The sequence below is a fragment of the Cupriavidus taiwanensis genome (assembly GCF_900249755.1).
Taxonomy (GTDB): domain Bacteria; phylum Pseudomonadota; class Gammaproteobacteria; order Burkholderiales; family Burkholderiaceae; genus Cupriavidus; species Cupriavidus taiwanensis_D.
In genome coordinates this window covers 2122787-2145672 of sequence record NZ_LT976854.1, presented here as the reverse complement: position 1 = coordinate 2145672, position 22886 = coordinate 2122787, and the positions used below count along the sequence as shown (strand labels likewise).

Here is a 22886-nt window from a genome sequence, read left to right as displayed (position 1 = left end):
GAGTTTTGAAAGGCGCGTTCGCCGGATTTGAACGCCCGGATGGCGTGCGGCCGGCGCGCGCGCGGGTGGCGCCGGCGCCCCCGACAGCCCCCGCGTTTGGCGCGTGGGCGCTGCCGTGTCACAATTCGCGTTTGGCACTGACTCGGCACGTGACTCGGCCGGCCGCGTCGCCGTGCTTCCCGCCGCCCCCGGCCGCTTGCGGCCGACGCAGTGGAAGCCCGTCCAAGAGCCGACAAATTCACATTGATTTCTGGCGATGACTACCATCTTGCAGCACATTCCTACCGGCCAGCGCGTCGGTATCGCCTTCTCCGGCGGCCTTGATACCAGCGCGGCACTCCTCTGGATGCGCCAGAAGGGCGCCATCCCCTACGCCTACACCGCCAACCTGGGCCAGCCCGACGAGCCCGACTACGACGACATCCCGCGCCGCGCCAAGGCCTACGGCGCCGAGGAAGCCCGCCTGGTCGACTGCCGCGCGCAACTGGTGGCCGAAGGCATCGCCGCGCTGCAGTGCGGTGCCTTCCATATCTCGACCGCCGGCATCACCTACTTCAACACCACCCCGATCGGCCGCGCCGTCACCGGCACCATGCTGGTCGCCGCGATGAAGGAAGACGGCGTCAACATCTGGGGCGACGGCAGCACCTTCAAGGGCAACGACATCGAGCGCTTCTACCGCTACGGCCTGCTGACCAACCCCGGCCTGCAGATCTACAAGCCCTGGCTGGACCAGCAGTTCATCGATGAACTGGGCGGCCGCGCCGAGATGTCCGAGTTCATGCGCCAGAACGGCTTCGACTACAAGATGTCGGCCGAAAAGGCGTACTCGACCGATTCCAACATGCTGGGCGCCACCCACGAGGCCAAGGACCTGGAGCACCTGGATTCGGGCATCCGCATCGTGCAGCCGATCATGGGCGTGCAGTTCTGGCGCGATGAGGTCGAGGTCAAGCGCGAGGAAGTCACCGTGCGCTTCGAAGAAGGCCAGCCGGTCGCGCTGAACGGCAAGACTTTCGCCAACAGCGTCGAACTGTTCGCCGAAGCCAACGCCATCGGCGGCCGCCATGGCCTGGGCATGAGCGACCAGATCGAGAACCGCATCATCGAAGCCAAGAGCCGCGGCATCTACGAAGCCCCGGGCCTGGCGCTGCTGTTCATCGCCTACGAGCGCCTGATCACCGGCATCCACAACGAAGACACCATCGAGCAGTACCGCGACAACGGCCGCCGCCTGGGCCGCCTGCTGTACCAAGGCCGCTGGTTCGACCCGCAAGCCATCATGCTGCGCGAAACCGCCCAGCGCTGGGTGGCGGGCGCCATCACCGGCGAAGTCACCATCGAACTGCGCCGCGGCAACGACTACTCGATCCTGAACACCACCTCGCCCAACCTGACCTACAAGCCGGAACGGCTGACCATGGAAAAGGGCGAGTCGATGTTCACGCCGCTGGACCGTATCGGCCAGCTGACCATGCGCACATTGGATATCGTCGACACGCGCGAGAAGCTGCAGACGTATGCCAAGAGCGGCCTGCTGTCGACCAAGGTCAGCGCCTCGCTGCCGAAGCTGGAAGACTGAGCTTCGCCGCGCCTCGCCTGACGGCGGGCCAGCCAGAACCGGCACCTACCGGCACCTTCGGGTGCCGGTTTTTTTTCGTCTCGGCGTTTTCCCCAGCTGTCCCGGAATGTCAAACGTACGTCCCGGAATATCAAACCGCGCAGTCCCGGTCGCCAGATACTGCATGCGCTCGTCGCCCTTCGGCGGCGGGCTGTGAACGCACGGCGGCGCGAAGACCGCCGGTCTGCTTCCGGAGACGCCCATGTCCAGACCCCGCCTTGGCCTTGCCGCAGAGCCGGCGACGCCGGCGACGCCGGCCCTGTCCGCTGCCGCCGGACCGCGCTATGCGTGGCTCGTCTTTGCGCTGACGTTCGCGCTGCTGCTGTCGGACTATATGTCGCGCCAGGTGCTCAACGCGGTGTTTCCGCTGCTGAAGGCCGAATGGCAGCTCGGTGACACGGAGCTGGGCGCGCTCGGCGGCGTGGTGGCGCTGATGGTGGGCGTGCTCGCGATTCCGCTGTCGCTGCTGGCCGACCGCTGGGGACGGGTGCGCAGCCTGGTGCTGATGGCGGCGCTGTGGAGCCTGGCCACGCTGGGCTGCGCGCTGGCGGACAGCTTCGGCCAGATGTTCCTGGCGCGGCTTTGCGTCGGCATCGGCGAGGCCGCCTATGGCAGCGTGGGGATCGCGGTGGTCGTGTCGGTATTCCCGCGCCATCTGCGCGCCAGCCTGAGCGCGGCATTCATCGCCGGCGGCGCGTTCGGCTCGGTGCTGGGCATGGGCCTGGGTGGCATCCTGTCCGCGCATTTTGGCTGGCGCATGGCCTTTGCCGGGATGGCAGCGTTCGGGCTGGCGATGGTGGCGTGCTACGCGCTGACGATCAGCGAGCAGCGGCTGCGCCGGCTGCAGCAGCGCGTTGGCGCCATGCACGGGGACGGCGACAACGACGCGGCCTGGGCGCACCGGCTGGCGCCGCGCCGCCTCGCGCGCGAACTGCTGGCCGTGCCCTCCATGCTGTGCGCCTGCGCCGGCAGCGCCTTGCAATTGCTGGTGATGGCCGCGTTGCTGGCGTGGCTGCCAAGCTTCCTGGCGCGCGACTACGGCATGGCTGGCGACCGTGCCGGCGTGACTGCGGCGTTGCTGGTGCTGGCATCCGGTGCCGGCATGGTCGCCTGCGGCGCATTGACCGACCGCGTGGCGCGACACGCGCCCGGCCGCAAATGGCCGATGGCCGTCGCCTATAGCGCAGCGTGCTGCGTCTTGCTGATGACGGCGTTCCGGCTGCCTGCCGGCACCTTCCAGCTGGCATTGATCGGCGCCGGCATGCTGCTGGTGGGCGGCTGCGCCGGCCCCGCCAGCGCAATGGTGGCCAACCTGACGCGGCCGGATATCCACGCCACCGCATTTGCCACGCTGACGCTGATCAACAACCTGCTGGGGCTGGCACCGGGGCCGTTCCTCACCGGCGTGCTGGCCGACCGCATCGGCCTGACCGGCGCGCTGCAGTGGATTCCGCTGGCCGGCGCCGCCGCCACGCTGCTGTTCGTTATTGGCCGCCGTCACTATGCCGCGGACCTGCGGCGCCTGCATGGTCAGCCCGTGCCGCACGCCGTTCCTGCCTGACCCTTCCGTGCCCACCATGACTGCTACCCCTTCATCCACCATCCTGCGCGACCATGCCGCCGGGGGCCCACTGGCCAGCCATGCGCGCGTCACGGAGATGGCTGCGGCATGGGGCAGCCGGCTGGCGGACCTGGGCAACGTCGGCCACCTCAACCCTGCCGCGGGCTATGGCGCGTGGCCGCGTGCCCATGACCTGCTGGCAGAACTGGGCACCCTGGTCACGCGCGATTCGTGACCTCGCCGCATCCGCGGCATCACAAAAGAATCCGGCCGCAAAGGCCGGGCAATCAAGGAGGAGATCAATGAAAACCAGAAGCACCGTGATGGCCCTGATGCTGGGCTGCCCGCTGGCGGCCGCCGCGCAATCGTCGGTCACGCTGTATGGCGTGGCGGACGTCAATGTCGAATACGTGAACCGCGTCGGCGCCGTGCCCGTTGCCGCGAATGGGTTCAACCCGGGGCCGGGCGACAAGGTGTTGCGCATGGCCTCGGGCGGGCTGTCCGGGTCGCGCTGGGGCCTGCGCGGCGCGGAAGATCTTGGTGCGGGATGGCAGGCGTCGTTCGTGCTGGAAAGCGGTTTCAGCCTGGACAACGGCACCCTGCAGCAGGGCGGCCGCCTGTTCGGCCGCCAGGCCTATGTCGCGCTGCAGCGCGCCGGCATCGGCCAGCTCAGCCTGGGCCGCCAGTACACGTCGATCTTCGAAGCGCTGGCGAACTTCTCGCCTACCGCCTACGCCACGCAATATGAACCGGTGGTGCTGCAGGCGGGCGCCAATTTCCGCGAGGACAACACGGTCAAGTACACCGGCCAGTTCGGCCCGCTGACGGCGCGCGCGCACTGGTCGTTCGGCGCCGGGCTGGCGCTGCCGCAAACGGTCGGCATTGCCACGCCTATCGGCGGCAATGGCGAAGTGCCCGGACAGTTCCGGCGCGACACCGCCTACGGGGCCTCGCTGGCGTACTCAACCGGACCGTTCGGCGCCACCCTCGGCTATGACCAGTGGAACCCCACCATCGGCACCAGCAATGGCACCGTGCGCAAGGCCGTGGTGGCGGCGAGCTACACCTTTGGTCCGGCCAAGATCATGGGCGGCTATCGCTGGGGCCAGAACAAGAATGCCGCCGACGTGGTGATCCAGCGCGACGACTATTACTGGATCGGCGCCAACTACCAGGTCACCCCCGCCCTTGGGGCTGACGCTGGAGTACAACTACGACAACGTCAGGAGCCTGTTCGGCAATACGCAGGTGGCCAACCCGTGGCAGGTTGCCTTTGTTGCCAACTATGCGTTTTCGCGGCGCACGGATGTGTACCTGTCGACGGCCTATGCCCGCAATGCCGGGCTGATGCTGGAGTCGCTGGCGACGATCTATGCCAACAGCCTGTCGCTGGGCAACAGCTATGCCGCGGCCAACGGGCAGCGCAGCATGGTTGGCGTGGCTTTGGGGATGCGGCACAAGTTCTGATCCGGTCGTAGCGACCCGCCCGATGCTCGTCTTCGCCGCCGCGCCGCTTGTGCGCCGGCGGCGTTTTTATTGGTGCGCCTGCGCCCGCCATGCCGACACGCTGCACCCGAAACGCCCGCTGAACCAGCGCGAGAACGCGCTCAGCGACGAGAACCCCAGCAATGCGGCCACTTCCGACAGCGGACGCTCGCGGTTCTCCAGGTAGCGGATCACCAGGTCGGCACGGGCCTCGGCAAGGATCTCGGAGTAGGTCGTATGTTCCTGCCCGAGCCGGCGGTGCACGGTGCGCCGGTCGATGCTTAGGTGCTGGGCCACGCGTTCGACCGAGCACAGTCCGGTGGGCAGCAATGCATAGACCAGCTTGCGCACCATGTCCGACATGGTCGCCGCGGTCGACTGCGCCAGAAGCGTGCCGAGATAGTGCTTCACCTGCTGCGCCATCACCGGGTCATACGACGGCAACGGCGCTTCCAGGTCCGAGGCCAGGCAGACGATGCCGTCGAAATCCTGGTTGAAGCCGCAGGGCATGCCGAACACGCGTGAAAACGTGGCCGCGCTGGCCGGCGCGGGGTGGGTGAAGCAGATGCTGCGCGGCCGCCAGGACTGCCCCAGGAACAGCCTCAGCATCCGGAACACCACGCCGACCGCGAGATCGGCGGCCTGCCGCAAGGTGCCCGGCGCTTCGGTGAGCACCTGCAGCCGGATCATCACCAGTTCATCGCTGTCTTCGATACGCATCGACAGGGACTCATTCTGCAGGCCCATATAGCGCACCATCGACTCCAGCGCGCGGCGCAGCGTGGGCGCTTCACGCACCACGAAGGCGAGCGGGCCGAGGTTGGAGAACTCGCGCAGCTCGGCCATGCGCAGGCCGAAATCGTCGGCTCCGGCGGCGTGTGCCGACGCATCCAGCAAGCGGCCGACCGAGGCCGCGGGGATGCGGATATCGGGATCGAGCAGCACCGAGCGGTTGATCCTTGCCGACCTCAGTTGCTGGTACGGATCCAGCCCCAGCGAACGCGCGACTTCCACGTAATTGGTCAGGCTGGCGCTGCGCAGATAGTAGGACATGGGGCGGATTCCGTGCTTTCCCTGAGTGTCCCGAAATGTAAATCGGATGTCCCGGATCGTCAAATCGCCGCGGTCCGTTGATCGATACTCCAGTGACCAACCAACCGGAGCGATCAATGCAATTCCTCGACGATTCCCTGCACCCCGAGAATATGGACAAGGTGGTGATCACCGTGGCCCCGTATGGCCCGGAATGGATGCCGCAGGACTTCCCCGAAGACATCCCCGTCACCATGGAAGCGCAGGTCCAGAAAGCCGTGGACTGCTACAACGCCGGCGCCACGGTGCTGCACCTGCACGTGCGCGAACTGGACGGCAAGGGCTCCAAGCGCCTGTCCAAGTTCAACGAGCTGATCGCCGGCGTGCGCGCCGCGGTGCCGGACATGATCATCCAGGTGGGCGGCTCGATCTCGTTTGCGCCGGAAGACGACGGCCAGGCGGCCAAGTGGCTGTCCGACGACACCCGCCACATGCTGGCGGAGCTGCAGCCCAAGCCCGACCAGGTGACCGTGGCGATCAACACCACGCAGATGAACATCATGGAGCTGCTCTATCCGGAATACCTGAAGGGCACCTCGCTGGAACACCCGGCCTACCAGGCCGCCTATCGCGAAATGACCGTGCCGGCCGGCCCGGGCTGGGTGGAAGAGCACCTGCGCCGGCTGCAGGCCGCGGGCATCCAGCCGCATTTCCAGCTGACCGGCATCCATGCGCTGGAAACGCTGGAGCGGCTGGTGCGCGCCGGCGTCTACACCGGGCCGCTGAACCTGACCTGGATCGGCATCGGCGGCGGCTTCGACGGCCCCAACCCGTTCAACTTCTTCAACTTCGTGCATCGCGCGCCGGACGGCTGCACGCTGACCGCCGAATCGCTGCTGAAGAACGTGCTGCCGTTCAACATGATGGCGATGGCGATGGGCCTGCACCCGCGCTGCGGCATCGAGGACACCATCATCGACCAGCACGGCAACCGCATGACCTCGGTGCAGCAGATCGAGCAGTGCGTGCGCGTGGCGCAGGAACTGGGCCGCGAGATCGCATCGGGCCAGGAAGCGCGCGAGATCTACCGCATCGGCACCTGGTACGACAGCGCCGACGCCACGCTGGAAGCCAATGGCATGGCGCCCAACCGCAAGGCGGGGCAGAAGAACCTGCCGCAGCGCGCGGCGGCCTGACCGCCATCCCCGGAGCCAGCGATGCATCACGCCGAAGCCCTCGCCAATCCCTGCATCAACATTTGCCGGATGGATCTTGCCAACCGCTATTGCCAGGGTTGCGGCAGGACCCGGGTGGAAATCGGCCGCTGGCTGCGCATGAGCGAAACCGAACGCGCTCTGGTGCTGGCCGCGCTGCCGGCACGCCGCTCAACCAGCATCCATACTAGATAACGGAGACAACATGAGCACCCGCCCCGCCTTCCTGCTGCGCATCGCCGCCGCCGCGGCCAGCCTTGCGCTGGCCGTGCCCTCCGCGCTGGCCTGGACCGGCAAGCCGGTCCGGATGCTGGTGCCGGCCCCGGCCGGCGGCACCATGGACGTACTCGCCCGGCTGCTGGCGGACCAGTTGTCGGCCGACCTCGGCCACCCCGTGTTGGTCGACAACAAGCCCGGCGCCGGCGGCGGCATCGCCATCACCACCATGCTGGCCGCGCCCGCCGATGGCCAGACCATCATGGTCACCGCCAGCAATGTGCTGACCGAGATCCCGCATGTGCTCAAGCAGCCGTTCGACCCGCTCAAAGACATCAGGCCCGTCGCCGCCGTGGCGCGTTCGCGCATGGTGATGATCGGCGCGCCTGGCCTGCCGGCCAGGGACCTGAAGGGCCTGGTCAGCTACGCCCGGGCCAATCCGGGCAAGCTCAGCTTTGCCTCGTACAGCGCCGGCACCGCTTCGCACTACGCCGGCATGATCATGAACCAGAAGGCCGGGCTGGACCTGCAGCACGTGCCCTTCGCCGGTTCCGCGCCGGCGCTGACGCAGGTGATGGGCAATCAGATCGCGGTGATGTACGACGGCATGGTGACCTCGCTGCCGATGATCCGTGCCGGCAAGGTGCAGGTCTATGCCGTGGCGTCGAAGAGCCGCTCGGCGCTGCTGCCGCAGGTGCCGACCTTTGCGGAAATGGGTTACCCCGACATGGAGTTCAGCAACTGGGTGGGCGTGATTGCGTCGTCGAAGCTGTCGCCCGAACTGGCCGAGAAGATCCACGCGGCTGCCTACAAGGCCGCGGCTTCCGCCAAGGTGCGTGACCGGATGGAGGCGCTCGGCTATGAGCCGCTGCCGGCGCAGCCCCTGCCGCAACTGGGCGAATCCGTGCGCGCGGAGTTCGAGCGCAATGCCAGCATCGTCAAGGCGTTCAATATCCAGCCCTGAGTCAGTTCCCGGCAACGCAAAAGGGCAGCCTCATCCGAGGCTGCCCTTTCTTCTGCCTGCTGGCCGTCGCGCGGCACGTCGTGCATCGATTCGTCTAGAACGACAGCGAACCGAGCAGCAGTTGCCTGACGACCAGGGGACAGGCGTAAGCCTGCGGCGCCGCAGACACAGGGTTTGGTTGCACGTCCGCCTCCATCAGAACGGCACGTCGCCGATGATCCCGGCGCGCTCCATCTTGCGCACCGTGGGCGCATAGTCCTGCACCGCGTAATGCTGGGTGCAGCGGTTGTCCCAGATCGCCACGCTGTGCTTCTTCCAGCGCCAGCGCACCTGGTACTCGGGGACTTCCGCCTGCGCGCACAGGTAGTGCAGCAGATCGCCCGCGCCGGGCATGAAGTCCTTGCCGAAGCGGACCACGTCGTCGCGGTGGTAGTTGGCAAAGTGCGAGGTGAAGGCGTTGACGAACAGGACCTTCTCGCCCGTCTCCGGGTGGGTGCGCACCACGGGATGCTCGACCATCGGGAACTGCGCGGCCAGCGCGGCACGCTTATCCGGCGGCATATTGGCGCCGAAGGTGTGTTCGATGCTGTGCTTGGCGCGCAGGCCTTCGATGCGGGCCTTGATGTCCTGCGGCAGGCGCCGGTAGGCCTCGCCCATGTTCACCCAGATGGTGTCGCCGCCCACTGCCGGCGTTTCCACGCAGCGCAGCACGCAGCCCATCGGCGGCGCCTGGCGCCAGGTGGCGTCGCAATGGAAGGAGTTCTCGTAGTGCTCGACCTTGCTGTCGGGCGACTTGTAGATCTGCACCAGGCCCGGGTGTTCCGGGTCGCTGCCCACCACCGGGTGGTCTTCCAGTTCGCCGAAGCGGCGGGCAAAGGCAACGTGTTCGGCGCGGGTGATGTCCTGGTCGCGCAGGAACAGCACCTTGTGCTGCAGCAGCAGCGCCTTGATCTCGGCGAACAGGCCGGCGTCGCGTGACGCATCGGCCAGGCTGACGCCGAACAGTTCGGCGCCGATGGTGCAGGTCAGGGGTTCTGCATGCATGGTGTGGTCTCCTCTGTTGTTGTTCTCAGATGACGAAGATCGACGAACCGGTGGTGCGGCGCGCCTCCAGGTCCTGGTGCGCCTGCACCGCGTCTTCCAGCGCATAGCGCTGGTTGATGCCGATGCGGATGCGGCCCGCGCCCACGTGGTCGAACAACTCGCCCGCCAGCGCCTGCTTCTCCGCGGGGTCGGCGATGTAGTCGGCCAGCGCCGGGCGCGTCAGGAACAGCGAGCCCTTCATCGCCAGCAGCACCGGGTCGAACGGCGGAACCGGGCCCGATGCGGTGCCCACGCACACCATGGTGCCGCGCCGCTTGAGCGAATCCAGCGACGCCATGAAGGTGGTCTTGCCGACGCTGTCGAATACCACCGAGACCCCCACGCCGTCGGTCAGCTCGCGCACGCGCTTGGCCACGTCTTCGCGGGTGTAATAGATGATGTGGTCGCAGCCGTGCGCAAGCGCCACTTCGGCCTTGGCTTCGGTGGACACCGTTCCGATCACGGTCAGGCCCAGCAGCTTGGCCCACTGCGACACGATCAGCCCGACCCCGCCCGCCGCGGCATGCAGCAGGATGGTGTCGCCCTGGCTGAACGGATAGATGCGGCGCATCAGGTAGGCAGAGGTCAGCCCGCGCATGGTCATGGCCGCGGCGGTTTCGAAGGCGATGCTCTCCGGCAGGCGGATCAGCGGCGCGGCCGGCACCAGGCGCTCGGTGCTGTAGGCGCCCAGCGTGTTGACGAAGCCGGTGTAGGTGACGCGGTCGCCCGCCGCCACGTTGGTCACGCCCGGGCCGACGGACACCACCACGCCGGCGGCCTCCACGCCCATGCCGCTGGGCAGCGGCACGGGATAGGTGCCATTGCGGAAGTAGGTGTCGGCGTAGTTCAGTCCCACCGCCACGTGGCGGATGCGGACCTGTCCCGGGCCCGGATCGCCCACTTCCATCTGTTCGTAGCGCAGCACTTCGGGGCCGCCGGTCTCGTACATGCGGACAACGTTTGCCATGGTCTTGTCTCCTGGAATCTGGTTGGTGCAGAACACGCTGCAGCTGCAGGAAACTGTAGAGATTGCCGCCCCGGCCGGCTTTGCATTGGCTACCGATGACTTTGCATTTCATGCCATGCGGCTCTATGATCGCGGCTGCGGGCGGGCAGACCGCGCCCCCGACCGACATCTCACCGCAAGGCAACGCTGGCTTGGAAACCCTGATACGTGCAGCCGCACTGACCAACTTCCTCGAGGTTTCGCGTGACCTCGGCCTGGATCCGCAGCCGTTGCTGCGCCAGGCGCGGCTGCGGCGGGCCTGGCTGGACGATCCCGACCAGCGCGTCCCGCTCAGCGCCTGCGTGGCACTGCTGGAAGCCGCCGCGCAGGCCTCGGCCTGCCCGACCTTCGGGCTGCGCATGGCGGAGTCGCGCCAGCTGTCGGACTTTGGCGTGATGAGCCTCTTGATCAGCCAGCAGCCCACGCTGCGCGCCGCGCTGGCCACCACCATCCGCTACCGGCACCTGGTCAACGACTCGGTGGCGCTGCTGCTCGAGGATGCCGGCAGCGCCGTGATCATCCGGCAGGAAGTACTCAGCGACGCGCCCTCGCGGCAGGCCACCGAGCTGGCCATCGGCGTCGTGTTCCGCATGTGCGCGCTGCTGCTGGGCCCGCGCTGGCAGCCGATCGGCGTGAGCTTCACGCATGCGGCGCCGGCCGACCTGCGCATCCATCGCCGCCTGTTCGGTTGCCCGCTGGAATTCAACGCGGACTGCAATGGCATCATCTGCCGCGCGGCCGACCTCGACGCGCCGAACCCGACGGCGGACCCGGTCATGGCACGCTATGCGCAGCAGTTCATCGACACGCTGCCGCGCGCCAACCCGCAGTCCATCGGCCATGAAGTGCGCGCCGCCATCTACCTGATGCTGCCGATGGGCCGCGCCACCTGCGAGGCCGTGGCGCAGGGTCTGGGCCTGAGCCTGCGCACCATGCAGCGCCAGCTCGACGACGCGGGCGAGACCTTTACTGAGATCCTGAACGACGTGCGGCGCGAACTGGCGCGACGGTACGTGGAGAATCCGCGCTATTCGCTGCTGCGGGTGTCGCAGTTGCTGGGGTATGGGTCGGCCAGTTCGTTTACACGGTGGTTTTCTGCGCAGTTCGGGATGGCGCCCGCCAGCTGGCGCAGGGATCGCTCGCAGCGCTAGCGCGGGCGATGCCGTCAGCCTGGCGTGACCGCCGGGCGGCGTGCTTCGCGCAGCGCCAGCTCGGCATCCTTGATATTGCCCAGCGGCGCGAGAACGGCCGCATCGAACGGGCGCACCGGCTGACCCTTGCGCACCAGCACCGGCCAGTCCGGATTCGCCAGCGCGCCGCGTCCGAGTGCGACCAGCGTCGCGCCATCGTCCAGCAGGCCGGCTGCGCGCGATGGCTCATGCAGGCTGCCGTTGGCCATGATCGGCAGCCCCGGTGCGGCACGGCGTGCAAGCTGCACCAGCGTTGCGCCGTCGTCCGCGAAGGCGGGCTGCCAGGCCTGGTGCTCGGTCACATGCAGATAGTCCACGCCGCTCGCTGCAACGGCGGCGAAGACCGCGGCCACGCCCTCCGCGCCTTCGGGCCACTTGTAGGTGAAATCATTCACCTTCGCTTGCGAGATGCGCATGCCGACGACGAAGTCCGTCCCCGCCGCGGCGCGCACCGCGCCGATCGTCTCGCGCAGCAGGCGCGTGCGCTGCGCGATGCCGCCGCCCCACGCGTCCTGGCGCAGGTTGGTATGGCCGTTGAGGAACTGGTCGATCAGGTAGCCGTTGGCGCCGTGAATCTCCACGCCGTCGAATCCCGCTTCGCGCGCCAGCCGCGCCGCTTGCGCAAAGCCGTCGATGGCCTGCAGGATCTCGGCCTCGGCCATCGCGCGCGGCATCCGGAATGCGCCCGTGCCGCCATAAACGGTCAGTTGCAGGCCCCTCGGCTGCACGGCCGAAGGCCCGACCGTATCGTCGCGGAAGCGGTTGGCCTGCGACAGCGCCCCCGCATGCATCAGCTGCGCGACCATGCGCCCGCCCGACTGGTGGACCGCGTCCACGATGCCGCGCCAGGCCTGCACCTGCTGCGCATTGGTCAATCCCGGCTGGCCGGCATAGCCCTGCGCATAGGCCCGGTCGGTATAGATGCCCTCGCTGACGACCAGGCCAAAGCCCCCGCGCGCAAAACCCGCGTAGTAGCGGCGCATGGCGTCGGTGGGGACGCCATCGTCGGTGGCGCTGATGCGCGTCATCGGCGCCACCGCGAGCCGGTTGCGCAGCGGCACGCCGTTCAGCGCCAGCGTATCGAACAGTGAGGGCGCGGCGGGCGTGGTCATTGCGCGGCCTCCGTGACCACCGCGATGGCTTCGATCTCGATCATCGCGTCCGGCGAATACAGTGCCGAGACCTCGACGATGGTATCGGCCGGATAGGGGGCGGAGAACCACTTGCGGCGAAGTTCGACGATCTTCGGGAAGTGTTCCATCGACGTCAAAAAGATCGTCACCTTGGCCACCCGGTCCAGCCCCGAACCGCCCCCCTGCAGCGCACGCCTGAGATTGCTGAACGCCTGTTCGGCCTGCGCGTCGAAGTCGCCGCGGCCGACGATGGCGCCATCGTCGCCTACCCCGGCCTGCCCGGAAACGAACAGCAGGCCGCCGGCGCGGATGGCCTGGGACAGCAGGTAGGGTGCATAGGGATCGGGCTGGGTGTGGACTTGTTCCAGGTGCATTGCGGACTCCGGTGAATGGTTTAGTAGAATTCATCTGATCGACTGGCTCGCCGTCTGCTTGCCTGTCGATATTCGGAGTATCGAAGCTGCCATCGGCCGCGACAAATGGCCGCTTCTCAGCCGATACATGAGCCAAACTTATCCATGGAGACGCCTTGCGCAAACTGCCGGCCCTCGGCGCCCTGCGCGCCTTTGAAGCCGCCGCCCGCCGCGCCAGCTTCAAGCACGCCGCCGACGAACTGCACGTCACGCCGACGGCGATCAGCCACCAGATCCGCTTGCTGGAAGAGAGCCTGGGCGTGAAGCTGTTCGAGCGCCAGACCCGCAAGGTGCGGCTGACCGCGGCCGGGCACCAGCTGTTTCCGGCAGTGCGGGACGGCCTCGACGGCATGGAGCGCGCCGTGCTGGCGGTGCAGCGCAGCGGCCGCCCGCACGTGGCAACGCTGACTTCGACGGTGGCGTTCATGGCCAGGCGGCTCGCGCCGCTTGCCGGCCGGTTCCGGGCCGCGCATCCGGACTGGACGCTGCGCCTCGACGCCTCGGACCAGATCGTCGACCTGGACCAGGATGCCGACGCGGCGATCCGCTACGGCAGCGGCAGCTATCCGGGCCTGGTGGTCGAACCGCTGTTTCGCGACCGCTTTGCGCCGGTCTGCAGTCCCGCGCTGAAACCGGCCACCGCGCAGGACCTGAAGCACGCCACGCTGGTCCACTTCGAATGGAGCACCGCCGCGCGCGACGACGAGCGCGCGCCGGTCTGGCGCCATTGGCTGGCGCAGGCCGGCGTGGAAATCGCCGATCCGCAGGCGGGCCTGCGCTTCACCGACGAGATCCACGCGGTGCAGGCCACCATCGCCGGGCAGGGCGTGGGCCTGCTCAGCCTGACGCTGGTGGCGGAAGAACTGGCGTCGGGCGCGTTGGTGCAGCCTTTTGACCTGGCGCTGGAGAGTTTTCGCTATGACCTGGTGTACAGCGAGCGGGCGGCGGAGCGTCCGGCTACGCGGTTGTTGCGGGATTGGGTGAAGGCCGCGTTCGCCGCTTAGGGCCTGCCTGCGGTACCGTGACGCAACGTTGAACCACTGGTCAATATCGACCTGTCGCGCGGGAGCATCGATTGAACACATCCCCCACCGGTTTCTCGCCGTGGCTTCTGATTGACAGCCTGGCTGGCATGCGCGTCGCCTTCGACGCCAGGGCCTTCAAGCAGCCGGATCGACCGCGTCTAGCGGCGGGCTGCGTGCGCTGCGAGATCCCTCCGCCGTACACTATGACCCCCGTTCTCCGGAGACCCACCGATGCCCGCCCTGCGCACCCTCTACCCCGTAATCGAGCCCTATCAAACCGGCACGCTGGATGTCGGCGACGGGCACGTCGTCTACTACGAGCGCGTGGGCACGCCCGGCGCCAAGCCGGCGGTGTTCCTGCATGGCGGGCCCGGCGGCGGGATTTCGGCCGACCATCGGCGGCTGTTCGACCCGGCGCGCTATGACGTGCTGCTGTTCGACCAGCGCGGCTGCGGGCGCTCGACCCCGCATGCGGGGCTGGAGGCCAACACCACCTGGCACCTGGTCGACGATATCGAGCGGCTGCGCGTGCTGGCCGGGATGGAGCGCTGGCTGGTGTTCGGCGGATCGTGGGGCTCGACGCTGGCGCTGGCCTATGCGCAGAAGCACCCGCGGCGCGTGAGCGAGCTGGTGCTGCGCGGCATCTACACGGTGTCGCAGGCGGAGCTGGACTGGTACTACCAGTACGGCGTGTCCGAGATGTTCCCGGACAAATGGGCGCGCTTCCAGGCGCCGGTGCCGGAGGCCGAGCGCGGCAACATGATGGCGGCGTACCGCAAGCTGCTGACCGGCCCCGACCAGGACAAGCAGGTCGAGGCAGCACGCGCGTGGAGCGTGTGGGAAGGCGAGACCATCACCTTGCTGCCGGACGCGAGCAATAGCGCCAGGCATGACGACGGGCACTTCGCGCTGGCTTTCGCCCGGCTGGAAAACCATTACTTCACGCATCGCTGCTGGCTGGAAGAGGGGCAGCTGCTGCGCGACGCGCACAAGCTGGCCGATATCCCCGGCGTGATCGTGCACGGCCGCTATGACATGCCGTGCCCGGTGCGCTATGCCTATGCGCTGCACCAGGCCTGGCCGCAGGCCGATTTCCACCTGATCGAAGGCGCCGGCCATGCGTGGACCGAGCCGGGCATCATGGACCAGCTGATCGCCGCGACCGATCGCTTCGCGGCGCAGCAGTAGTCGCGCGCCGACCACCACCGAAGATCCCACCGGAGAGCACGATGGAGCTGTACGCCCACCCGTTTTCGTCCTATTGCCAGAAGGTCCTCGTGGCGTTGTACGAGAACGCGACCCCCTTCGAATTCCGCATGCTGTCGCCCGACCATGCGCAGCACATGGACGAACTCGGCAGGCGCTGGCCGCTGCGGCGCATGCCGATGCTGGTCGACGACGGCCGCGCGGTGTTCGAGTCCAGCATCATCGTCGAATACCTGGACCAGCATCACCGCGGCCCGGTGCGCTGGCTGCCGGAGTCGCCCGACGCGGCGCTGAAGGTGCGCCTGCTCGACCGCTTCTTCGACCAGTACGTGATGACGCCGATGCAGCGCATCGTGGCCGACTACCTGCGTCCCGCGGCGAACCGCGACCCGTACGGCGTGGCCGAGCACCGCAAGCTGCTGGACTCGGCCTATGCGTGGCTGGAGACCGAACTGGCGGCACGGCAATGGGCCGCGGGCGATGCCTTCACGCTGGCGGACTGCGCCGCCGCGCCGTCGCTGTTCTATGCGGACTGGGTGCAGCCGATCCCGCCGGCATGCGGCAACGTGCGCGCCTATCGCAACCGGCTGCTGGCACGGCCGTCGTTCGCGCGCGCGGTGGACGAGGCGCGGCCCTATCGCCCGCTGTTCCCACCGGGTGCGCCGGACCGGGACTGAGCGGCAAGGCCGGGCAGAGCCAGGTCGAACTGCGCCGCCATGGCGCGATAGCCGGCATCGCCCGGATGCAGGTGGTCGCCGCTGTCGAATGCCGGCAGCAGCGCCTGCGGGCGCGCGGGGTCGCGCACCGCCGCGTCGAAATCCACCACCGCATCGAACGCGCCGCCATGGCGGATCCAGTCGTTGACGGCCAGCCGCACGGCTTCCTTGCCCGGGCTGTCATAGCCGCGGATCGGCGTATCGCGCAGCGCCCCGGCAAACGGCGTGATGGTGGCGCCGATCACGCGCACGCCGCGCGCATGCGCCGCCGCGATCAGGCGGCGGTAGCCCGCGATCAGTTCGCCGGCCTGCGGCACGGCGTCGTGCGGCGCGAAGGTCGAGCCCGGCCACGCGACATCGTTGATGCCGATGGCCGCGATCACGGTGCGCACCTGCGGCTGGCTCAGCACGTCGCGGTCCAGCCGCGCCAGCGCGGACACGCCCATGCCGTCGCGCAGCAGCCGGCCGCCGGAAATGCCGGCGTTGAGCACGGCCACGCCGTCGGCGGCCAGACGCTGCGCCAGCAGGTCCGGCCAGCGCCGGTTGGTGTCGGGGGTGGAGCCGTTGCCTTCGGTGATCGAATCGCCGATCGCGACCACGGCGCCCGCGGCCGCCGGCGCTTCGACCTGCACCTCGCTCAGCAGCACGCGCGCGCTGAACGTCTGCGGCGCAGGCAGCATGGCTTGCGCGGTCGCGTTGCCCGCCGCCAGCCATGCGGTCTGGCGGCCATCCCAATGGAACGATTCGATCGCGGTGCGCTGCGGCAGGTAGAGGCTGAGCGCGAGTTCGCCCAGCGCCGGCGTCTCGAGCGCGATCGCATCGCTGGCCACGGACTGGCCCGCCGGGATGGTCACCATTGCGCTGCCGCCGAAGGTCACGGCGCGGCTGCCGGCGCGGTCGATGCGGCCGCCGCCGGCATGCGGTGCGAGCTGCGCGGCGCCGACCACGACCGGCTCCCGCCCGTAAGGGTTCGACAGCACCACGCGCACGCGCCCCGCACCCACGCTCAGCCGCACCACCTGGCGCACCGTCTGGTCCGCCAGCACGGCAGGCACGCCGGTCGGCAGCGGCAGGGCGTCGGGCTGCCATACGGGCTGCTGGCTCGCCATCCAGCTGGTCAGCCAGCCGCGCGCCTGCAACGGGCTGGCGAGCGCTGCGCTGCTGGCGATGGCGGTGGCGAGGGTCAGCGCCGCGGCGCGGCGCAGGAAACGAAGATCGGAAAACATGGGTCGGTCCTGGTGGGTGGACCGGCAACGGTGCCGGCATGGCGCCAAAATTAGGCCATTCCACTCATGCCAGGTAGCAGGCAAAATGGCATATTGCTCATTCCAATCCGGAATGATGACGAACAAGGAGCGGCATGGACACCATCCGGGCAATGCAGGTCTTCGTGCGCGCGGTGGAGCTGGGCAGCCTGTCGGCGGTGGCGCGCGAGCAGCAGTCGACGCAGCCGACTGTCAGCAAGATCGTCGCCGCATTGGAGCGCGACCTGGGCGTGCGCCTGCTGGCGCGCAGCACCACCAGCCTGGCGCCGACCGAGGCCGGACGGCGCTTCTACGCGCGCGCGCGGCGCGTGCTGGACGAATACGGCGAGGCCGTCGGCGAGGCGCGCGGCACCAGCGACCAGCCCGCGGGCCGCGTGCGCGTCAGCGCGCCCGCCAGCTTCGGCGTGCTGCGGCTCAATGCGCTGGTGCTGGCGTTCCAGCAGCGCTATCCGGAGGTCGAGGTGGAACTGCTGTTCGACGACCGCTTCGTCGACCTGGTCGAGGCCGGTGTCGACGTGGCGGTGCGCCTAGGCGCCACGCTGCCGCCGCATGTGGTGGCGCGCCGTATCGCGGTGTCGCAGCGCCTGCTGGTGGCAGCGCCGGACTACCTGGCGCGGCATCCGAGAATCCGGCAGCCGGCCGACCTGGCGCGCCACCAGATCCTGCGCTTCAGCTGGCTCGCCGCGGGCGACGACATCGTGCTGGACGGCCCCGGCGGGCAGGCGCTGGTGAGCGCGCCGTGCCGCTATCGCGTCAACAACTCGCTGGCGATGCGCGAGAGCTTTGTTGCCGGTGCCGGCTTTGGCATGACGCCGGCGTGGCTGGTGCAGGACCTGCTCGACAGCGGCGCGCTGCGGCGGGTGCTGCCGCGCTGGAGCGGCCCGGCGCAGGAGGCCTTCCTGGTCAGTCCGACGCGGCGCTACCAGCCGGCGCGGGTGCGGGTGCTGATGGACTTCCTGGCGGCCGGCATCGCGGCGCTGCCCGGCTTCGATGCGCCCTGACGGAACGCCGGCGGCAACTCAGCCGAACATGCCGCCGTTGACCGAAATCACCTGCCGCGTGATATAGCCCGCATCCGGCGACAGCAGGAAGGCAACCGTGGCGGCGACTTCCTCGGGCGTGCCCATGCGCCGCGCCGGGATCATGCGCAGCGCTTCGTCGCGCACGTGCGGCGCGACCATGTCGGTGTCGATCAGGCCCGGCGCGACGCAGTTGACGGTGATCGCGCGCTTGGCCAGTTCGATCGCCAGCGCCTTGGTGGCGCCGATGATGCCGGCCTTGGCCGCGCTGTAGTTGGCCTGGCCGCGGTTGCCCACCAGCCCCGACACCGACGACAGCGTGACGATGCGGCCCGGCTGGCGGCGCTGCACCATCGGCATCACCACCGGGTTGAGCACGTTGTAGAAGGCGTCGAGGTTGGTGTGCACCACCTCGTCCCATTCGGCGCCGGTCATGGCCGGGAAGGCGGCGTCGCGCGCCAGGCCGGCGTTGCAGACCACGCCGTAGTAGCAGCCATGCGCGGCGATATCGCTCAGCAGCGCGTTGGCGGCGTCTTCGCGGCGCGCCACGTCGAAGCACAGCACGCGCGCCTTGCGCCCGCACGCGCGCACCGCGTCGGCAACCGAGTCGGCCTCGTCGCGGCGCGCGCGGCAGTGCACCACCACGTCATAGCCGTCGCGGGCCAGCCGCAGCGCAATGGCGCGGCCGATGCCGCGCGACGAACCCGTGACTAGCACGGTGGGATGGCTCATGGCTGTGATCCTGGCAGAAACGCCTGCGCGTGCGCAGGCTGGCATACGGTGACATGGGCGCGATCCCCGCGCGCGCAAGCGCTGGCGCGGGGCATCAGACGCTGCAGAATTCTTCGAGCACCGCCAGCCGGCGCCGCGGTTCCTTGACGAAGGGGTTGTCGCGGTCCCACGCATAGCCGGCCAGGATCGCCGAGATCATGTCGCGGATTTCCGAGGTGGCGTTGGGGTGGAAGATCAGCTTCTGGAAACGCCCTTCATACCAGGCCTCGACAAACACGCGGAAGCAGTCCACGCCGGCCTTGAGCGGACGCGCGAAGTCCTGCTCCCAGTCCACGGTCTCGCCGCGCAGCTGGCGCACCAGGCATTGCGCCGCCAGGCTGGCCGACTTGAAGGCGATGGTGACGCCGGACGAGAACACCGGGTCGAGGAACTCGCCGGCGTTGCCGAGCAGCGCGTAGCCGTTGCCCCACAGCGACTTCACATTGGCCGAGTAGCCCGCGATCTGGCGCGCCGGCGTGTCCCATTGCGCGTCGGCCAGCAGCGCGGCCAGGCCTGGCTCTTCGGCCACCAGCGCCTGCAGCCGTTCGGTTTCGGTGCCGGTGTAGCGGTCCAGGAACGCTTTCTCGGCCACCACGCCCTGCGAGCAGCGCCCGTCCGAGAACGGGATGGTCCAGTACCAGACGTCCTGGTGCCGCGGATGCACGCTGATCAGGATCTTGTTGCGGTCGAACGCGCCGGTCGGGATGCGGTCCTGCACGTGCGTGAAGATCGCGCTGCGCACCGGAAAGCCCGACGGCGTTTCCAGCTGCAGCAGCCGCGGCAGGATGCGGCCGAAGCCGGAGGCGTCGAGCAGGAACTTCGCGCGCACGGTGTAGTGGCTGCCGTCCGGCGCGCGCACGGTGACCTGCGGCTGCGCGCCGCTGACGTCGACGTTTTCCACCACATGCGAGAAACGCACCTCGGCGCCCTGGCGCTCGGCCTCGCGGATCAGCACGTGGTCGAACTGCGCGCGCTGCACCTGGTAGGTGGTGCCCCAGCCGGGCGAGTACTTCTGGCGGAAGTCGAAGGCGGTGCGCTGCGTGCCGCGCGCGAACGCGGCGCCGTTCTTGTACTGGAAGCCGGCCTCCACCACCGCGCGCAGCATGCCGGCTTCCTCGATATACGCCATGCTTTGCGGCAGCAGGCTTTCGCCGATGGAGAAGCGAGGGAAGGTTTCTTTCTCGATCACCAGCACCGGAATCCCGTGCTTGCGCAGCAAGCCGGCAGCGACCGAGCCCGCAGGCCCTGCGCCGATGATGACGACGTCCGTGGTTTCCGTTTTCATAGGCTTCGGTTCCGGATCACATCCGGAACGGGAGGATTGGGGCGGCCGTCATTGTACTCAGGTCGCTTTCGGCCACGGCCGAAAGCGCTCGTGACGGCGCGCGCCGGTGCCTGTCCCCGGGGTGCTGCCGCGACCTTACCGCGATACCCGTGCGGGCGCGGCGCGCCCGTCAGACATGCGTCCCCAGCGCCCGGTTGATGCGCAGCGCCAGCAGCGTGCATGCGGCGCCGGACAGCAGGTAGCCGCTCACGGCGGCCAGGCCGAATTCCGCCGACAGCCCCAGCGCCACCAGCGGCGCGAAGCCGGCGCCGAACAGCCACGCCATGTCGGTGGTCAGCGCCGCGCCGGTGTAGCGGAAGCGCCGCTCGAAGTTCGACGTCACGGCGCCGGCGGCCTGGCCGTAGGACAGGCCGAGCAGGCCGAAGCCGACGAGGATGAACAGGTCCTGCGCCACCGGGCCGCCGCCCATCAGCCACGGCGCGAACAGGCTGAAGATGCCGATCAGGATGGCCATCAGCGCCAGCGTGGTGCGCCGCCCGATGCGGTCGGCGATCATGCCCGAGGCAATGGTGCCGAGGATGCCGATGAAGGCGCCGGCGATCTGCACCGCCAGCACATCGGTGACCGGCTGCGAGCCATTGAGCGCGACCCACGACAACGGAAACACCGTCACCAGGTGGAACAGCGCAAAGCTCGCCAGCGCGGCGAACGCGCCCAACAGCAGGTTGTAGCCCTGCTTCCTGACGATCTCGGTGGTGCTGATCGGTTCGAGCTCGTCCTCGTCCAGCAGTTGCGTGTATTCGTGCGTCACCACCAGGCGCAGCCGCGCGAACAGCGCCACCACGTTGATCGCGAACGCGACATAGAACGGATAGCGCCAGCCCCACGCGAGGAATTCGTGCGGCTCCAGGCTGAGGTTGAGGAACAGGAACAGCGAGCCGGCCACGATAAAGCCGGTGGGCGCGCCCAGCTGCCCCAGCATCGCGTACCAGCCGCGCCGTTGCGCGGGCGCGTTCAGCGCCAGCAGCGAGGGCAGCCCGTCCCATGAGCCGCCGAAGGCCACGCCCTGCAGCGTGCGGAACACCGCCAGCAGGATGATCGCGGTGTGGCCGAGCGAGGCATAGCCGGGCAGGAAGGCGATGCCGACGGTGGCGGTGCCCAGCAGGAACAGCGACGCGGTCAGCTTGACGCCCCGGCCCCAGCGGCGCTGGATGCGCATGAACAGCGTCGTGCCGAAGGGCCGGCCGATAAAGGCCAGCGCGAAGATGGCGAAGGCGTAGAGCAGCCCGTCGAGCCGGTCGGCGAACGGGAAATAGACTGCCGGGAACACCAGCACCGAGGCAATGCCGTAGACGAAGAAATCGAAGTACTCCGAGGCGCGGCCGATCACCACGCCGGTGGCGATTTCCGCGGGCGCGACATGCGCGGCGCCGGGCGCGGGAGGTGCTGTAGGAGACGCCCGGTGCTGGTGGGTCGCGGTGGTCATCGGCATACCTCCCCTGTCTGTGAGCGAGGGCGCTGCAAATTGCACCATGAAGAATGGCACTTGAGCGCCTACACTGCCATAGTTGCTCAGACCAGTCTAAGTCACTTGCGCCGCGGCGTACAAATGAATGACGCGGGCCCGAAAGCTATGCGATCTTCCGGTCAGACAATGTCCATGCACCGCCCGATCCGCTGGTTGTTGCTGCCAGTCCTGCTGTTGCTGGGCGGCTGCAGCGCCGTGCTGCTGTCGCCGGCCGGCGATCTCGCGGTCAGGCAACGTGACCTGATCATCATTTCCACCGGCCTGATGCTGCTGATCATCGTGCCGGTGATCGTGCTGACGCTGGTGTTCGCGTGGCGCTACCGCGCCGCCAATGCCGATGCGCACTACAACCCCGACTGGGACCACTCCACGGTGCTGGAGCTGCTGATCTGGTCGGCGCCGCTGCTGATCATCATCGCGCTGGGGGCCATCACCTGGGTCAGCACCCACAAGCTCGACCCGTACCAGCCGCTGACCCGCCTCGACGAGAGCCGCCCGCTGCCGCCCGGCACGCAGCCGCTGACCGTCGAAGTGGTCGCGCTGGACTGGAAGTGGCTGTTCGTCTACCCGGAGCAGGGCATCGCCACCGTCAACGAACTGGCCGCGCCGGTCGACCGGCCCATCCGCTTCAAGATCACGGCCTCCACCGTGATGAATTCCTTCTTCATCCCCGCGCTGGCCGGCCAGGTCTACGCCATGCCCGGCATGGAAACCCGGCTGCATGCGGTGATCAACCGGCCCGGCGTCTATGAAGGCTTCTCCGCCAACTACAGCGGCGCGGGCTTTTCGCACATGCGCTTTCGCTTCCATGGCCTGAGCGAAGACGAATTCGGCCGCTGGGTGCAGACCGTGCGGGCCGGCGGCGCGCCGTTGAGCCGGGCCGTCTACACGCAGCTGGCGCAGCCCAGCGAACGCGAGCCGGTGCGGCGCTATGGCAGCGTCGACGCCAACCTGTTCGATGCCATCGTGAACCGTTGCGTGCAGGCCGGACAGGTCTGCCAGAAAGACCTGATGGCCCGCGATGCGCAACGCGCCACGGGCCTGGGCGCCGCCGTCTGCACCGCCAGCAACACGCTGGGCGAGCCGCTGTTCGAAGCCGGCGCGGCCGGTGCCGGCAAGCTGCTGCGGTAGCGGCCGCGCGCGCAAGGGTCTG

The 22886-nt window shown here is 68.6% G+C and carries 21 protein-coding genes and 1 pseudogene; 13 read left to right on the top strand and 9 right to left on the bottom strand.

Annotated features, from left to right (window positions below; genetic code table 11):
* Positions 1-256 precede the first annotated feature (256 nt).
* The 4 genes and pseudogenes from argG to CBM2594_RS25195 all read left to right on the top strand — a co-directional run bounded on the left by argG (position 257) and on the right by CBM2594_RS25195 (position 4649).
* Complete coding sequence (gene argG, locus CBM2594_RS25210) at positions 257-1582, top strand: argininosuccinate synthase (RefSeq protein WP_116359489.1); 1326 nt, start codon at positions 257-259, stop codon at positions 1580-1582.
* Between the two features lie 241 nt (positions 1583-1823).
* On the top strand, positions 1824-3182 hold the full coding sequence (locus tag CBM2594_RS25205; protein ID WP_116359488.1) for an MFS transporter: 1359 nt from the start codon (positions 1824-1826) through the stop codon (positions 3180-3182).
* A 16-nt stretch (positions 3183-3198) separates the two neighbouring features.
* On the top strand, positions 3199-3417 hold the full coding sequence (locus CBM2594_RS25200) for an alpha/beta hydrolase (protein WP_373457610.1): 219 nt from the start codon (positions 3199-3201) through the stop codon (positions 3415-3417).
* 67 nt (positions 3418-3484) lie between these two features.
* Positions 3485-4649: pseudogene (locus CBM2594_RS25195) on the top strand (porin).
* Positions 4650-4715: 66 nt separating this feature from the next.
* On the opposite strand, the gene CBM2594_RS25190 reads toward CBM2594_RS25195, so the two are convergent.
* The gene (locus tag CBM2594_RS25190) at positions 4716-5720 is read right to left on the bottom strand and encodes an AraC family transcriptional regulator (protein WP_116359486.1); all 1005 of its coding nucleotides are present in this window, start codon (positions 5718-5720) and stop codon (positions 4716-4718) included.
* A gap of 116 nt (positions 5721-5836) precedes the next feature.
* Between CBM2594_RS25190 and CBM2594_RS25185 the strand changes: the two genes are divergently transcribed.
* From CBM2594_RS25185 to CBM2594_RS25175, 3 genes are read left to right on the top strand one after another with little or no spacing between them, the layout of a single operon-like run.
* Positions 5837-6895, top strand: a complete 1059-nt coding sequence (locus CBM2594_RS25185) for a 3-keto-5-aminohexanoate cleavage protein (RefSeq protein ID WP_116359485.1) — start codon at positions 5837-5839, stop codon at positions 6893-6895.
* Positions 6896-6916: 21 nt separating this feature from the next.
* Complete coding sequence (locus CBM2594_RS25180; protein ID WP_116359484.1) at positions 6917-7108, top strand: DUF1289 domain-containing protein; 192 nt, start codon at positions 6917-6919, stop codon at positions 7106-7108.
* 10 nt (positions 7109-7118) lie between these two features.
* Positions 7119-8093: a Bug family tripartite tricarboxylate transporter substrate binding protein gene (locus CBM2594_RS25175; protein WP_116359483.1), complete on the top strand. Its 975-nt coding sequence runs from the start codon at positions 7119-7121 to the stop codon at positions 8091-8093.
* A 195-nt stretch (positions 8094-8288) separates the two neighbouring features.
* On the opposite strand, the gene CBM2594_RS25170 is transcribed toward CBM2594_RS25175, so the two are convergent.
* On the bottom strand, positions 8289-9137 hold the full coding sequence (locus tag CBM2594_RS25170; protein ID WP_116359482.1) for a TauD/TfdA dioxygenase family protein: 849 nt from the start codon (positions 9135-9137) through the stop codon (positions 8289-8291).
* Between the two features lie 25 nt (positions 9138-9162).
* Positions 9163-10143, bottom strand: coding sequence for a quinone oxidoreductase family protein (locus tag CBM2594_RS25165; RefSeq protein ID WP_116359481.1), 981 nt, complete (start codon positions 10141-10143; stop codon positions 9163-9165).
* A gap of 191 nt (positions 10144-10334) precedes the next feature.
* Between CBM2594_RS25165 and CBM2594_RS25160 the strand changes: the two genes are divergently transcribed.
* Positions 10335-11333, top strand: a complete 999-nt coding sequence (locus CBM2594_RS25160) for an AraC family transcriptional regulator ligand-binding domain-containing protein (protein WP_116359779.1) — start codon at positions 10335-10337, stop codon at positions 11331-11333.
* A 14-nt stretch (positions 11334-11347) separates the two neighbouring features.
* On the opposite strand, the gene CBM2594_RS25155 is transcribed toward CBM2594_RS25160, so the two are convergent.
* Positions 11348-12484 (bottom strand): oxidoreductase, encoded by a 1137-nt coding sequence (locus CBM2594_RS25155; RefSeq protein WP_116359480.1) that lies wholly within the window; start codon positions 12482-12484, stop codon positions 11348-11350.
* Positions 12481-12879 (bottom strand): RidA family protein, encoded by a 399-nt coding sequence (locus CBM2594_RS25150; RefSeq protein WP_116359479.1) that lies wholly within the window; start codon positions 12877-12879, stop codon positions 12481-12483. Before CBM2594_RS25150 ends, CBM2594_RS25155 begins: the two co-directional genes overlap by 4 nt.
* A 155-nt stretch (positions 12880-13034) precedes the next feature.
* On the opposite strand from CBM2594_RS25150, the gene CBM2594_RS25145 reads away from it, so the two are divergent.
* From CBM2594_RS25145 to CBM2594_RS25135, 3 genes are all read left to right on the top strand, one after another.
* The gene (locus tag CBM2594_RS25145; protein WP_116359478.1) at positions 13035-13922 is read left to right on the top strand and encodes a LysR substrate-binding domain-containing protein; all 888 of its coding nucleotides are present in this window, start codon (positions 13035-13037) and stop codon (positions 13920-13922) included.
* A gap of 252 nt (positions 13923-14174) precedes the next feature.
* Complete coding sequence (gene pip / locus CBM2594_RS25140) at positions 14175-15131, top strand: prolyl aminopeptidase (protein WP_116359477.1); 957 nt, start codon at positions 14175-14177, stop codon at positions 15129-15131.
* 41 nt (positions 15132-15172) lie between these two features.
* Positions 15173-15826, top strand: a complete 654-nt coding sequence (locus CBM2594_RS25135; protein ID WP_116359476.1) for a glutathione S-transferase family protein — start codon at positions 15173-15175, stop codon at positions 15824-15826.
* Here the strand turns inward: CBM2594_RS25135 and CBM2594_RS25130 are convergent.
* Positions 15784-17091, bottom strand: coding sequence for an SGNH/GDSL hydrolase family protein (locus tag CBM2594_RS25130; RefSeq protein WP_116359475.1), 1308 nt, complete (start codon positions 17089-17091; stop codon positions 15784-15786). The two genes, CBM2594_RS25135 and CBM2594_RS25130, sit on opposite strands and share 43 nt — an antisense overlap.
* Positions 17092-17225: 134 nt before the next feature.
* Here CBM2594_RS25130 and CBM2594_RS25125 point away from each other — a divergent pair, with 134 nt between their 5' ends.
* Complete coding sequence (locus CBM2594_RS25125; RefSeq protein ID WP_116359474.1) at positions 17226-18131, top strand: LysR family transcriptional regulator; 906 nt, start codon at positions 17226-17228, stop codon at positions 18129-18131.
* 18 nt (positions 18132-18149) lie between these two features.
* Here the strand turns inward: CBM2594_RS25125 and fabG are convergent, their stop codons facing one another.
* From fabG to CBM2594_RS25110, 3 genes are all read right to left on the bottom strand, one after another.
* Positions 18150-18881 carry a 3-oxoacyl-ACP reductase FabG gene (gene fabG / locus CBM2594_RS25120; RefSeq protein ID WP_116359473.1) on the bottom strand — a complete coding sequence of 244 codons (732 nt, stop codon included), beginning with the start codon at positions 18879-18881 and terminating at the stop codon, positions 18150-18152.
* Positions 18882-18975: 94 nt separating this feature from the next.
* Positions 18976-20205: an NAD(P)/FAD-dependent oxidoreductase gene (locus CBM2594_RS25115; protein ID WP_116359472.1), complete on the bottom strand. Its 1230-nt coding sequence runs from the start codon at positions 20203-20205 to the stop codon at positions 18976-18978.
* Positions 20206-20374: 169 nt separating this feature from the next.
* Positions 20375-21691 carry an MFS transporter gene (locus CBM2594_RS25110; RefSeq protein WP_116359778.1) on the bottom strand — a complete coding sequence of 439 codons (1317 nt, stop codon included), beginning with the start codon at positions 21689-21691 and terminating at the stop codon, positions 20375-20377.
* A 168-nt stretch (positions 21692-21859) separates the two neighbouring features.
* On the opposite strand from CBM2594_RS25110, the gene cyoA reads away from it, so the two are divergent.
* Positions 21860-22864 carry a ubiquinol oxidase subunit II gene (gene cyoA / locus CBM2594_RS25105; protein WP_198048208.1) on the top strand — a complete coding sequence of 335 codons (1005 nt, stop codon included), beginning with the start codon at positions 21860-21862 and terminating at the stop codon, positions 22862-22864.
* The last annotated feature ends 22 nt before the right edge of the window (positions 22865-22886 follow it).